Origin of the sequence: Moorena sp. SIOASIH (genome assembly GCF_010671925.1) — a bacterium.
GTDB lineage: Bacteria > Cyanobacteriota > Cyanobacteriia > Cyanobacteriales > Coleofasciculaceae > Moorena.
Window position 1 is genome coordinate 18,573 of sequence record NZ_JAAHIH010000014.1, and the last position, 13,289, is coordinate 31,861.

10 protein-coding genes are annotated in these 13,289 nt (G+C 44.7%); 6 read left to right on the plus strand and 4 right to left on the minus strand.

Translation table 11 applies throughout. The features are described 5' to 3' along the window. Positions 1-13 precede the first annotated feature (13 nt). Complete coding sequence (locus F6J90_RS43215; protein ID WP_293109086.1) at positions 14-391, minus strand: response regulator; 378 nt, start codon at positions 389-391, stop codon at positions 14-16. Between the two features lie 292 nt (positions 392-683). Between F6J90_RS43215 and F6J90_RS43220 the strand changes: the two genes are divergently transcribed. After that, complete coding sequence (locus F6J90_RS43220) at positions 684-1,466, plus strand: ABC transporter permease (protein WP_293109088.1); 783 nt, start codon at positions 684-686, stop codon at positions 1,464-1,466. Between the two features lie 83 nt (positions 1,467-1,549). Here the strand turns inward: F6J90_RS43220 and asnB are convergent, their stop codons facing one another. Continuing rightward, entirely contained in the window at positions 1,550-3,475 is a 1,926-nt protein-coding gene (asnB, locus tag F6J90_RS43225; RefSeq protein ID WP_293109091.1) for an asparagine synthase (glutamine-hydrolyzing), read from the minus strand. Between the two features lie 131 nt (positions 3,476-3,606). Between asnB and F6J90_RS43230 the strand changes: the two genes are divergently transcribed. Next, positions 3,607-3,807, plus strand: a complete 201-nt coding sequence (locus F6J90_RS43230; RefSeq protein WP_293109093.1) for a hypothetical protein — start codon at positions 3,607-3,609, stop codon at positions 3,805-3,807. A 987-nt stretch (positions 3,808-4,794) separates the two neighbouring features. Here F6J90_RS43230 and gnd read toward each other — a convergent pair. Continuing rightward, a complete protein-coding gene (gene gnd, locus F6J90_RS43235; protein ID WP_293109096.1) occupies positions 4,795-6,228 on the minus strand; it encodes a decarboxylating NADP(+)-dependent phosphogluconate dehydrogenase in 1,434 nt (477 codons plus the stop codon). Positions 6,229-6,351: 123 nt separating this feature from the next. Between gnd and F6J90_RS43240 the strand changes: the two genes are divergently transcribed. The 4 genes from F6J90_RS43240 (at position 6,352) to ileS (ending at position 13,034) form a co-directional block, all read left to right on the plus strand. Next, complete coding sequence (locus tag F6J90_RS43240; RefSeq protein WP_293109098.1) at positions 6,352-7,293, plus strand: nucleoside hydrolase; 942 nt, start codon at positions 6,352-6,354, stop codon at positions 7,291-7,293. A gap of 430 nt (positions 7,294-7,723) precedes the next feature. Then, complete coding sequence (locus tag F6J90_RS43245; protein ID WP_293109101.1) at positions 7,724-8,749, plus strand: ABC transporter permease; 1,026 nt, start codon at positions 7,724-7,726, stop codon at positions 8,747-8,749. A gap of 272 nt (positions 8,750-9,021) precedes the next feature. Next, on the plus strand, positions 9,022-9,924 hold the full coding sequence (locus F6J90_RS43250; RefSeq protein ID WP_293109103.1) for a Ycf66 family protein: 903 nt from the start codon (positions 9,022-9,024) through the stop codon (positions 9,922-9,924). Positions 9,925-10,154: 230 nt separating this feature from the next. Further along, on the plus strand, positions 10,155-13,034 hold the full coding sequence (gene ileS / locus F6J90_RS43255; RefSeq protein WP_293109106.1) for an isoleucine--tRNA ligase: 2,880 nt from the start codon (positions 10,155-10,157) through the stop codon (positions 13,032-13,034). Positions 13,035-13,099: 65 nt separating this feature from the next. Here ileS and F6J90_RS43260 read toward each other — a convergent pair. Continuing rightward, positions 13,100-13,289 (minus strand): hypothetical protein (locus F6J90_RS43260; protein WP_293109109.1); only part of this gene is annotated, 190 nt, incomplete at its 5' end.

The following is a 13,289-nucleotide window of genomic DNA, read 5'->3' on the forward strand; positions in this document are numbered from 1 at the left end:
ACCGTGATCACCACTAGGCTTTCTTCTGTTCCGCTAGACGATTTGAGATCACATCCAGGAATTTATCCACATTAAATGGCTTGAGAATATAGTCATGAATGCCTAGTTCTCTGATCTTCTGAATATTGCTGCGATCTGCACTAGCCGTAAGAAACATAAACGGAATTTTGGCTGTGGCTGGATCTTGGCGTAGTACCTCCAAGACCCCATATCCATCTAGTTCAGGCATCATTACATCGCACAGAATTAAATCTGGTGGTTCTTGTTGAACCAACTGTACACCTTCAACACCATTTTCAGCACCCAAAGCGTCAAACCCTTCAATTTCAAGGAGTTCGATCAGATTTTCTCGAATAAAAATCTCGTCCTCAATTACCAAGATTTTATTCATTATTATCCTGTTGAACTTAACTGTTAAAATTTACATTTTATCAGAACCTTATAATAAAATCCAATTATATGGCATAGTTGGTACCTAAGCATTCAGCACTCAGCGGTCAGCCGTCAGCCCTGAGCCATTCCCTTAGCGTGAGTCTTGGCCCAAAGCTAATAGCACCTCAAGTAGCACCATCTGTAGCGCATTAGCTGATAGCTGATAGCTATTAGCTGAATGCTTACGTTGCTACATTAGCCCCATGGGATACTATTGGGGGTAGCCCAAGTTTCATCGACAGCCCAATCAAATGAAACGATATATGAGTGTACTCCAGTTGTTCTGGAGTACGGCCCTCACTGCTGAACTGGAATATCGGCTCAACTTCGCGATCGCTACCTTGAGCAGCGTAGGAAACCTGGCTGGTAGCCTATTTGGTCTATTCTTGTTTTACCGCACTGGCTACACCTTTTCTGGCTGGAATTGGGAAGAAGCGCTGGTCATACTAGGCATATTCACGTTACTGCAGGGATTTTCTGGCACATTCCTGATTCCCAATCTCAACCGGATTGTGGATCACGTCGAGCAAGGAACCCTCGATTTTATCCTACTCAAGCCCATTAGTTCTCAGTTCTGGCTGTCTTGGCGAAGTGTCAGCCCTTGGGGGTTACCAGACTTAATCTTTTCAATTATAGTAATAGGCTACGCTGGTACACGCCTAGACTTAGATATCAGCAACTATCTGTTAAGTGTAGTGCCACTATGTTTTGGGTTGACTAGCCTCTATAGCATCTGGTTTATGCTAGGAGCAACAAGCATTTGGTTTGTCAAAATCTACAATGTCACCGCTGTTCTGCGCAGTATGCTAGAAGCTGGTCGATATCCCATGGTAGCTTATCCGGCTAGCTATCGGTTCTTCTTTACCTTTGTAGTGCCAGTAGCGTTCCTGACTACAGTACCAGCAGAAGTAATGTTGAATCGGAGTGATACCTTTTGGGTAGTAGGTTCCGGTATTCTAGCCCTAGGATTGCTGTTGTTTTCTGGGATCTTTTGGCAGTTTGCCCTGCGTTTTTATACCAGTGCTTCTAGTTAGTAGGTGCCCTTTCCGTGATGGCGAGGGATTGCTCGCCATCACGGGTCGCACCTCTTGATTCTTGCGAATCAAGCTAAGATGGGTCATTGCATAAATTCTTGGTGCCAGATGGCAAAAGTCAGCAACGACCAAAGTTGGCGGCTGTTACCAGGTTTGTAGTCTTGTATCAAGTTACAAACTTCTGGTTTAAAAATACCTGTTTCAGGCAAGGTTTTAATTGACGCGCAAACATCTTCCCAGATATAATCTTTTATCCAAGATCCAAAAGGCGATCGCCAACCATACTTTTTCCGCTTTTTTACTACTTTTGGCAATAAATCTGAAAACGTTTCTCTCAGCAGTTGCTTATCTTTTTGCCAGCCCACTTTCCTGGCAAAGGGAATAGACATGGCATATTCAACAAATTGGTAATCTAAAAAAGGAGTCAGGGATTCAAAACCTGCTGGCGTACTTGTTTTATATGTCTTGATGCGATTTGATTCTTCAATGTCCAACTTCAAATCCATGTAGAGCAGGGCATCGTGGTTGCTAGTAATGTGATTGTTGGAGAGCAAACTTTTTAATAGTTCCTGATAGATCGTGTCTATCACTCCGGTATCTGTAGCGTATTCTCCCTGTAAGAGATGATTAAATTCTCCCTTGCCGTAGGTAAACCAAGTACTTAATCTTTCTACAGTTAAGGGTGCTAAGTCAACTCTTCTAAAAGCTGTAGGATTAAAGTGATCTTTCACTGGCCATTTGTTTCTGTTGGCATAGCCTAAGTTGCGCAACCACTTAGGTAATTTTTGCAAGAGGCTAATCTGCATATCTAATAAATGGCGCGGCTCACCTCCCAAGATGGCATCACTGCCATCCCCAGTCATTACTACTGCAATTCCTTGCTCCTTAAGCCATTCAGCCAGCAAGACCATGGTGACGTTAATCTGGTTACCATGAGGCTCACCATAATTTCTCACACAACGCCGCAGTGTGCCGATTAAATCTTGTCTCCCAGAGATAATCAGCTGACTATGTTTGGTACCAAAATGGGCACTCACTGCCTTAGCAACATCAGCATCAGAGTTACACTGATTCGGATTTGTGTTCCAGATTTCAGCATCAACAGAACCAATTTCAAAGGCTGTAGAAAAGGTATGAACTGGTTCTTTTAAGAGTTTGCTCATCATCCCCACAACCAGGGTAGAGTCTAAACCACCACTCAGAAGTGCTGCGGGAGAAAAATCACTGTTGCGATCTAAGCGACGCTTTACCGCCAACTCAAACCGCGAGCGAAGATTGTCTCTTATTTCTGCTTCTGGGGTACTCTGCAATGTTGCCACTTGCTTGAGTTGCCAGTAGCAATGTAGCTGGGGTGTTTTTCCGGCTTCAATGATTAAACTATGAGCAGGTTGTAGCTTTTTTACCCCCTTAACTAGGCTCAAGGGAGAAGGAACGTATCCAAAAACCAGGTAGGATTGCAACCCTTGAAGGTCCACAGTTTTGGAAACAACAGGGTGTTCTAGGATTGCCTTGAGTTCTGAAGCAAAAATGAAAGTAGAGTGTACCTCATCGAAGAAGTAATATAGTGGTTGCTCCCCAAATCTGTCTCTCGCTAACCACAGCTTTCCAACAGAGCGGTCCCAAATGGCAAAAGCAAATGTGCCATTGAGCTTATGAACAACCTCTGTTCCCCAAGCTTCGTATCCCTTCAGTAACACTTCAGTGTCACGATTAGATTGGACATGAAACCCCAATGTTTCCAACTCGTCTCTGATTTCTCGGCAGTTGAGAATTGTACCACTGAAGACAACGACACTTGTATGGTTAGAGTTCCACATTGGCTTATAGCTATCAGCGCTTAAGTCTCTCGTGATCAGGGGAACATAACCTAGAGCCACTCCATCCTCTGGTTTAATGTCTAAATAACTGTCATCAGAACCACTATAGGCAATTGCATTACGCATGCGCAGAAGCAAGTTCCGATCAAGATGCTGATCTGTAGCTGTGAAAATGCCTACTATACTACCCATGAATGCTGGATACCTCGAACAAAACAAATTGCGTTCGCTTAGCGTGACCTACGGTCAATCGCGAAGCGTGGCCTACGGCCAATCGCCCTCTGATAGCTGAACAAGTAACTCAACAACTAATTAGAGGACTTATGACTATAATTCCCGTAAGTCTTGACAAAATTACTATTTTGGTATCTAAGCGCAAAATTGGGCTTTTTAATGGTGATCGCACAATTGTGAACTTAGGATTAATCTCCAGGTTGCTTTTACAGGGAACCAAAGCAGCAACGAAAAAAGTGATGCTCCTAAGAAGCCGCTACGCGAACGCAGAAATTACGGATACCCATTAGCAGGGATTGTCATTCCGAAAATTCCTGAGATTATGAATTTTTCCGAGCTGCTGCTTTGGTTTTTGCTCTTGTCCACTGCTGCTAGGTTTGCGTTCGCCGCTATTTAACTATTTGGATTACTTGTGGATTGGTGTTCGCGTAGCGTGGCCTTTTGGCCAAGGAGCCAGTATTGGTGTAATAATGTGGTGACAGCTCCAATTAGTTGAGCTTGTTAATTAATCCCTTCTAGCTCTTCCTCTGAAACATCGGGAGAATAAGCAGCCATCAGAATTTATTCGGCTGGTTGCGGAGAAGCTTCTCTGACTGTTCGCGTAGCGTGGCCTTTTGGCCAAGGCTATGGTTGCTCAACATTTAGAGTAATTTTCGTTTTAAATTGCTCTATGTGCTCTATAATTTTATTCTTCTGAACAATTCAACTGAGCTTTGTCTAAACCTAACCTTTGATTCATCTATCTCAGGGCAAACGGATCTAAATTAGATTTAAAAATTGTCTATTTTGTGCTGTGATAGCAATGGCTGTAATGGTGTTTCTAAATTAAAAGTACGTTCGCGTAGCGTGGCCTTTTGGCCAAGGAATGTAGCGCTATGAATCCTGCTGTACTCGACTATTTTTTGATTAGTTGCTAAGGCAAAGCATCGGGTCTATGACCTGATCAAATCAAAATAAATCATGGTCGCCCAAATGCTTTGCCCCTCAATCAGTAGACTTCGCGGCAGTTGTCAGGAGATAGGAGACAGGAGACAGAAAACAGTAACAATAATTGACGAAAACAGTATCAAAAAAATACTTTTGCAAGAGGTCTAGTAATAAGGTTTTATAGCGGTTTCTAGCCTAATGAGGTACACAAGATTTTTTCCCTGTTCCCTCTTCCCCTCCTGGGAGGGGTTAGGGGTGGGTTCCTCTTCTCTGTTCTCTGTTCCCTGTTCCCTGTTCCCTGTTCCCTAAAACCAGGGACTCTGTACCTCACCAAATTGAAAACCGCTATACTACCCTTGTGAACTCAATCCCATCCAATCGGTGTGGAAAAACTCACCCCTGGGTTTATCCAGGCGCTCGTAGGTATGAGCACCAAAGTAGTCGCGCTGTGCTTGGGTCAGGTTTTGGGGTAAGCGATCGCGTCGGTAACTGTCGAAGTAATCTAGGGATGCACTAAAAGCAGGCACTGGAATCCCTAATTTGTTTGATACCGCTAGCACTTCTCGCCAACCATCCTGACGATCCAAAATCGTTTGCTTAAACTCAGGAGCTAACAACAGATTGGGGAGTTGGGGATTTTGGTTGAAGGCATTCTTAATCTTATCCAAGAAACCAGCTCGAATGATACAACCTCCTTTCCAAATCCGGGCAACTTCACTCAAGTTCAGATTGTAGTTAAACTCTTCCGATGCCCGACTCAACAGTGCCATTCCCTGAGCATAGGAACACATCTTAGAGCAATAGAGAGCATCCCGGACTTTGGTAATAAATGCTTTGACATCGCCATCATACTTACCCACAGGACCAGTGATTTCCTTAGCTGCTGCTACCCGCTGATCCTTGAAAGAGGACATGACACGAGCATTGACTGCTGCGTAGATGGTAGGAATTGACACCCCTAGTTCTAGGGAACTAACTACAGTCCACCTTCCAGTTCCCTTTTGTCCAGCAGCATCAAGAATCATCTCCACTAACGGCCCATTCGTTTCTGGATCAATGTATTTGAATATATCCGCTGTAATTTCAATCAAAAAGGAATTCAGTTCATCAGTGGTGTTCCATTCAGCAAATACCTCATGCAGCTGCTTGTGATCTAGTCCCAAGGCATTTTTCAGGACATCGTAGGCTTCAGCAATCAGTTGCATGTCGCCATACTCAATGCCATTGTGTGCCATTTTCACGTAGTGACCAGCACCACCGGGACCAATGTAGGTAACACAGGGACCATCATCAACCTGAGCTGCAATTTTGACCAAAATTGGTTCTAAATCCTGGTATGCTGATGAAGTACCACCAGGCATTAAACTCGGACCATTGAGCGCTCCTTCTTCACCACCACTGACGCCCATGCCAACAAATCCCAATCCTGTGGCTTCTAAATCCTTGGTCCGCCGCTCGGTCTCTTCGTAGAGAGAATTGCCACCATCAATGATCATATCTCCTGGCTCTAGGAGAGGTTTGAGTTGCTCAATAACTGCATCAACTGGCTTCCCTGCTTTCACCATCACTAGGATTTTGCGGGGTCGCTCTAGAGCTTGAACAAAATCTTCCAAGGAATAAGCAGCTTTCACATCCTTGCCCTGAGCACGCTCAGCCATAAATTTCTCGGTTTTGGCAGCAGTCCGGTTGTATACTGCGATTGGGAAACCACGACTTTCTACATTAAGCGCGAGGTTTTCCCCCATTACAGCCAAACCAATTACCCCAAAGGTCCGTTGTGTCATAAAAATCTCCGCCAGTTTTGCTGTAGTAGTTGTCTAGGGTGGATTCACTCCCAGGTTAGCCCGATATTTTCGGTTCTTTCCTAAAGAAGAGATTAAGAGTTTTGGTAGTAATACCATTAAGAAATGCTACATTCAGATATGCGGAAATTCCTGATTGATACCGATACGGCTTCCGATGATGCCGTTGCACTCCTGATGGCACATCGTTGGCCAGATGTCCAGGTTGAAGCTATCACTATAGTGAGTGGAAATGTACCTGTGGAACAGGGAGCAAAAAACGCCCTGTATACCCTCCAGATGTGTGGCGCATCCACCCCTGTCTACCTTGGCTGCCCTACACCGATGCTCCGCCCATGCCACTATGCTCACTGGTTCCATGGTGAAGATGGTATGGGGAACATGCACTACCCTGATCCCCAGGCTAAACCCCAGCTAGCTCATGGTGTGGATGTCATCATCGATACTATCAAGACCAATCCCAGGGAGATCACCTTAGTTACTCTAGCACCACTGACTAATATTGCGATCGCATTACTCCGTGCCCCAGAAATAGCCTACCTAGTAAAGCGTTGCGTAATCATGGGTGGAGCCGCTAATGTGGTGGGCAACGTTACTCCAGCTGCGGAATATAACATTTGGGTAGATCCAGATGCCGCTAAAATTGTCTTTCACAGTGGCATGCCCATGGAAATGGTCGGTTGGGAATTAAGCCGTGGTGAAGCAGCATTGCTCCCCGATCAGATCGCACAAATCAAAAACTTAGGCACAGAATTATCACGTTTTGCTGTAGACTGCAATACTAGCGCCTTAGAAGCCAGTGTTAAGATTCAAGATTCCCCTGGCTTAACCCTTGCTGATCCTGTAGCGATGGCAGTGGCTCTCGACCCAGCCATCGTAACCAGGCAAGGTAAATACTATGTCGAGGTAGAAACAGTAAGCGAACTCACCCGTGGTCAAACTGTAGTGGATGAGCTAGGAGTACTTAACCAAACACCAAACATGACCGTAATTTGGTCCATCGACGCACCCCGATGGAAAGAAAATTTATATCGTTGCTTGGGATAATTTTTAATTAAATCTGTTGCAAGAGTCATCAATTTTGCGAAAGAAAAGAATGAAGAATTAAGAATGAAGAATTAAGAATGAAGAATTAAGAATGATTAGATATCATATTTTAAGTAAAAAATTGCGATCAATCAAATAATAATCTGTAAAAGTCTGGCAATAAAGGATGATAAATATTAGGTATTTAAAAAAAACTTTTATCAAATCACATTTGTTTGTTTGAATTAAGCAAAAATATCTTTAAAGATACCAAGTTAAATAAAAAATACTTTATCCAAAGTTCCCGATTCCATTACCCTATTAATAAGGCTATGGGGGATTCCAATTCTAAGTTATCAATTTTAAATTCTAAATTCTAAGTTATCAATTTTAAATTCTAAATTCTAAATTCTAAATTCTAAATTCTAAATTCCCTGTTTCCTGTTTCCTTATGTCCCGTGCCAAAGCTCTAAAATACTACATAATAATCCGTCTTCTCCTAGCGCCCCTGATGCTATGGACTATTACCACCCTAGTGTTTCTTCTGCTCAGAGCTACCCCAGGAGATCCCGTGGATGCTGTGTTAGGGAATCGTGCTCCAGATAGGGTTAAAGAAGAATACCGACAACAATTAGGATTAGCCGACCCGTTGTGGTTGCAGTATATTCGCTACTTAGGATCCTTGCTACGTTTAGACCTAGGTACCTCAATCACCAGCCAAGGTCAAAAAGTCTGGGAGATTATTCAACAACATTTCCCCGCCACTGTAGAACTATCAGTATGCGGCATGGCCATAGCATTCTTAGTTGGTATAGGAGTTGGGACTTTAGCGGCATCCCGCAGCGGAACAGTTTGGGATGTGGGGGGGAGATTATTTGGCATCATTACTTACTCCATCCCTCTGTTTTGGATGGGGATGGTGGTGCAGTTAATTTTCTCTGTTCAGCTGGGTTGGTTTCCCATCGGTACTCGCTATCCCATTACCCTACCAACACCAGAAGGGTTTACTGGTCTTTATACAATAGATAGTCTCTTCAGTGGTAATTTAGTTCAGTTTTTCACTGCTATCTATTATTTAGCGTTACCCAGTATTACCTTAGGGCTGCTGTTGAGTGGCATCTTTGAACGGATTGTGCGGGTAAACTTGAAGCAAACTCTCAAGGCTGATTATGTAGAAGCGGCTAGAGCTAGAGGTATTCACGAAAGGCGCATTGTTTTTGCCCATGCTCTGAAAAATGCCATGATTCCTGTGATTACAGTGCTAGGGTTGACCTTAGCTGCTTTATTAGGTGGAGCAGTGTTAACAGAGGTGACGTTCTCTTGGCCAGGGTTAGGGAATCGGTTGTATGAGGCAATTTCTGGGCGGGATTACCCGACGGTGCAAGGGATTATGGTATTTTTTGCCACTATTGTGGTAATCGCAAGTATTGCCATTGATATTGTTAATGCTTTGATTGACCCCCGTATTCGGTACTAATAGCAATTATTTAACGTAGGACTACAGATGGAGATGGGCAGATGGGGAGATGGGGACATAGGGAGATTGGTGGAAGAGAAAGTTGTAAGTTTGAGCGCAACTCGATATTAGCAGGTGATCCGTAGCAGATCAGGAGTACTGAAAGCCGAAACTATACTGGATAGAGTGAGTGTGGTGAAGGTTAAGTGAGTGATTAAGTGATAGATAATTTGTATATGAGGCAACATTTTGCTTCATGATGAGTAAAGAAGCACGTAAGGAGTACTCCGAAAATGCTGGCATACCTCTTGGCGTTGGTTATTGCTCTTGGTAGCTTAGTCTTTTACCTAGCTGCCTTCTTTTTACCAGAGGTTCATCGTAAATATGACTTTATCTGGAGTGGAGTGGGATTATTCTACGCTCTAGTCTTATGGATTTGTGCTGGACGCATTACTGGCGGCGTCTTAATCGGTCAAATTGCGGGTGTATCTTTGGTAGGCTGGTTGGGTTGGCAAACCTTGACCTTGCGACGAGCCTTGATACCGGTTGAACAACAAACCCCTATCCCAAGTCAAGCTGAATTTATCACCAAGATTCAAGAAATACTGCCACTTGAGTCATTAAAAGGGCTACTAGCTAAAATAACTGGCTTTTTTGGCAATCGTTTCGGCAAACGCCAAGACTCAGGCCGAACTCCTGCTGTACCGGCAGATACCACCATGGCGTCGCCCACCCAGGAAACTAATCCCAAAACTGCCCAACCAAGCCCTGCAGCGGATCAAGCAACTACGGTACCATCCACTACCCAAGAAGCGGTTTTAGAAACAGATGACACTAAAACCTCAGATTCCGCTGAAACGACTCCCCCTAAGACAGAAACCCCCCAACCAGTAGCAGTGGCTAAGGAAGACTCACCCCCCCCACAGCCAGAGTCAAGTCAGGAGCCAGACCAGAAACCAGAAGCGATCGCACCAGAAGCAAAAGCCCCAGAAGCAAAAGCCCCAGAAGCAAAAGCCCCAGAAGCAAAAGCCCCAGAAGCAAAAGCCCCAGAAGCAAAAGCCCCAGAAGCAAAAGCCCCACCTCCTCCTAATCCCAAGGTGAAAGAAAAGTCAAGCGCAACACAAAAGCCGCCACCAGCTCCAACTCCGAAAAAACCGATTCCTAAAAAATCCGACAATCCTTCCAAGGAAAGTTGAAGGTTGGGGAAATTGTTGCTCATAATAATAAGAGATATATATAGACATATATCCTTTGTTGACATCCTTTGTTAACATCCTTTGTAGACCGTTGATTGTTTAATATTGCTGTAATGGTGAATCTAACTACTCAGCAATACACAGTCAGCGGTCAGCAGGTTAAAGTGGGTTAGATGGATCTAATCAACTCTTAATAAACTGCTCTACTAGTAGAATTTCGGCTTTAAACTGTGACAGCATCCAAAAGCTATAAAGATACGGTCAATCTGCCCAAAACCGAGTTTAATATGCGGGCAAACGCTATCAAGCGAGAACCAGAACTCCAACAGTTTTGGGCAGAGCAAACTATTTACGAGCGCCTGTCACAAACTAATCCTGGCGAGATTTTCGTGTTGCATGATGGCCCCCCCTACGCCAACGGCTCTCTGCACATGGGTCACGCCCTGAATAAAGTCCTCAAGGACATCATTAATAAATACCAACTGCTGCAAGGTCGCAAAGTTCGCTATGTCCCTGGTTGGGACTGTCATGGCTTGCCTATTGAGCTAAAAGTATTGCAAGCTATGAAGCTAGAGGAGCGTCAACAGCTCACTCCGATCAAACTGCGCCGGAAAGCGAAGAAATTTGCCCTGAAAACAGTAGAGCAGCAAAGTAAAGGTTTCCAGCGCTATGGGGTATGGGGAGACTGGGAAAATCCTTACCTGACTTTAAACCCACAGTACGAAGCGGCTCAAATTGGGGTATTTGGTCAGATGGTCTTGAAGGGCTACATCTACAGAGGTCTCAAGCCAGTTCACTGGAGTCCCAGTTCTAAAACAGCCCTAGCGGAAGCGGAGTTGGAATATCCGGAAGGTCACACCTCCCCAAGTATCTATGCCGCTTTCCCAATGACTAAGGCAGCGCCAGGGATAAAGGAGATCCTAGACCCATTTTTGCAAAATCTGGGTGTGGCGATCTGGACTACAACTCCCTGGACAATCCCTGGGAATTTGGCAGTAGCGGTTAATCCAGAACTGACCTATGCGGTAGTGGAAGGTGGTTCACAAACTAACCAATCCCAATTCTTATTAGTAGCAGCAGATTTGGTAGAAAGACTATCAGCTACTCTGGAAACTCCACTTACAGTCAAAACGACTGTTAAGGGTGAGGCGTTGGAAAATTGTACTTACCAACATCCCCTATTTGATCGGGAAAGCAAAATTGTGATTGGTGGGGATTACATCACCACTGAATCGGGGACAGGTTTAGTCCACACGGCTCCTGGTCATGGTCAAGAAGACTATGGTGTGGGTCAGCGTTATGGCTTACCTATCCTTTCTCCAGTAGATGCGGATGGTAAGTTTACAGCAGAGGCCGGACAGTTTGCTGGGTTGAATGTGCTCAAGGATGCCAATCCAGCCATCATTGAGGCACTGAACACAGCTGGGTCATTGCTCAAAGAAGTACCCTATGTTCATAAATATCCTTATGATTGGCGCACTAAAAAGCCAACTATCTTTAGAGCGACAGAACAATGGTTTGCTTCAGTAGAGGGATTCCGGGATGAAGCAATAAATGCGATCGCATCCGTAAAATGGATCCCTGCCCAAGGACAAAACCGGATTACCCCGATGGTGGCGGATCGTTCCGATTGGTGCATTTCCCGCCAACGGAGCTGGGGTTTACCAATTCCGGTATTCTACGACGAAGAAACCAACGAACCCCTGCTCAATGAAGAAACCATTGCTTACGTCCAGGGAATTATTGCTGAGAAAGGTTCCGATGCCTGGTGGGAACTATCAGTAGAGGAATTGTTACCAGAATCCTATCGTAGTAATGGTAAGACCTACCGCAAGGGTAACGATACCATGGATGTCTGGTTTGACTCCGGGTCATCTTGGGCAGCAGTGGCCGAGCAACGGGAAGAATTACGCTATCCCGTGGATATTTACTTGGAAGGATCAGACCAACACCGGGGTTGGTTTCAGTCCAGCTTACTCACAAGTGTAGCCAGCAATGGCTATGCTCCCTACAAAACGGTTTTAACCCACGGCTTTGTTCTAGATGACCAAGGACGCAAGATGAGTAAGTCTTTGGGGAATATCTTGGAACCAGCTATAATCATCGAGGGTGGTAAAAACCAGAAAAAAGAACCCCCCTACGGAGCTGATGTGCTGCGATTGTGGGTATCTTCTGTAGACTATTCCTCAGATGTTCCAATATCTCAGAGTATTCTTAAGCAGCTAGCAGATGTCTATCGCAAAATTCGCAATACAGCCCGTTTCCTGCTAGGGAACCTTCATGACTTTGACCCAGCTAAGGATAAGGTGCCTGTTCAGGAATTACCGGAATTAGACCGCTACATGCTACACCGGATCACAGAGGTATTTGAGGATGTAACTGATGCCTTTGAGAGTTATCAATTCTTCCGCTTCTTCCAGAGCGTGCAGAACTTCTGTGTAGTAGACCTGTCTAACTTCTATCTGGATATTGCCAAGGATAGACTCTATATCAGTGCTCCCAACTCACCACGGCGGCGCAGTTGTCAGACAGTGCTACAAGTAGCAGTAGAAAATTTAGCTAAAGCGATCGCACCCGTACTCTGTCATATGGCAGAAGATATCTGGCAATACCTCCCTTACCAGAAATCCCATCAATCGGTTTTTGAGTCAGGTTGGGTCAAATTAGACGAGCAATGGAAAAACCCTGAACTAGCCGCCTCCTGGTCAACCTTGCGCAGCATCCGCACAGAAGTCAATAAAGTACTTGAACAAGCCAGAGCCGAAAAGATGATTGGCTCATCTCTAGATGCTAAGGTATTGCTTTATGTTAAAGATCAACAATTAAAGCAGCGCCTGGAAGCTATGAATCCTTCCGATAGCCTGAGTGGCAATCAAGTGGATGAATTGCGCTATCTGCTCTTAGCCTCTCAAGTAGAATTAGTAGATTCCCTAGAAGCTATACAAACAGCCACCTATAGGGCTGAATCAGAAACTATAGCGCTAGGGGTAGTCAATGCAGAAGGCTTAAAATGCGATCGCTGTTGGAACTACGGATCTAAAGTAGGTACAATTGCTGAGCATCCTACCATCTGCGAACGCTGTAATGCTGCCTTAGCTGGTGACTTCTGAAGTGACTTGTGAACTGACTTGTAAGCTATTCGTGATTCAAAGATTGCTAAGCACGGTTAGCACTATTAGCCATATATAGCAGTTCTCAATTGGTTGAGGTACATTTTGGAGTTTAGGCAAAAGGCAAAAGGCAAGAGGCAAGAGGCAAGAGGCAAGAGGCAAGAGGCAAGAGGCAAGAGGCAAGAGGCAAGAGGCAAGAGGCAAGAGGCAAGAGGCAAGAGGCAAGAGGCAAGAGGCAAGAGGCAAGAGGCAAGA

Bases quoted from the DNA above. Each gene is read 5' to 3' on its own strand.
- F6J90_RS43215 (WP_293109086.1), bottom strand. From the start codon at position 391: ATGAATAAAATCTTGGTAATTGAGGACGAGATTTTTATTCGAGAAAAT.
- F6J90_RS43220 (WP_293109088.1), top strand. From the start codon at position 684: ATGAAACGATATATGAGTGTACTCCAGTTGTTCTGGAGTACGGCCCTC.
- asnB (WP_293109091.1), bottom strand. From the start codon at position 3,475: ATGGGTAGTATAGTAGGCATTTTCACAGCTACAGATCAGCATCTTGAT.
- F6J90_RS43230 (WP_293109093.1), top strand. From the start codon at position 3,607: ATGACTATAATTCCCGTAAGTCTTGACAAAATTACTATTTTGGTATCT.
- gnd (WP_293109096.1), bottom strand. From the start codon at position 6,228: ATGACACAACGGACCTTTGGGGTAATTGGTTTGGCTGTAATGGGGGAA.
- F6J90_RS43240 (WP_293109098.1), top strand. From the start codon at position 6,352: ATGCTACATTCAGATATGCGGAAATTCCTGATTGATACCGATACGGCT.
- F6J90_RS43245 (WP_293109101.1), top strand. From the start codon at position 7,724: ATGTCCCGTGCCAAAGCTCTAAAATACTACATAATAATCCGTCTTCTC.
- F6J90_RS43250 (WP_293109103.1), top strand. From the start codon at position 9,022: ATGCTGGCATACCTCTTGGCGTTGGTTATTGCTCTTGGTAGCTTAGTC.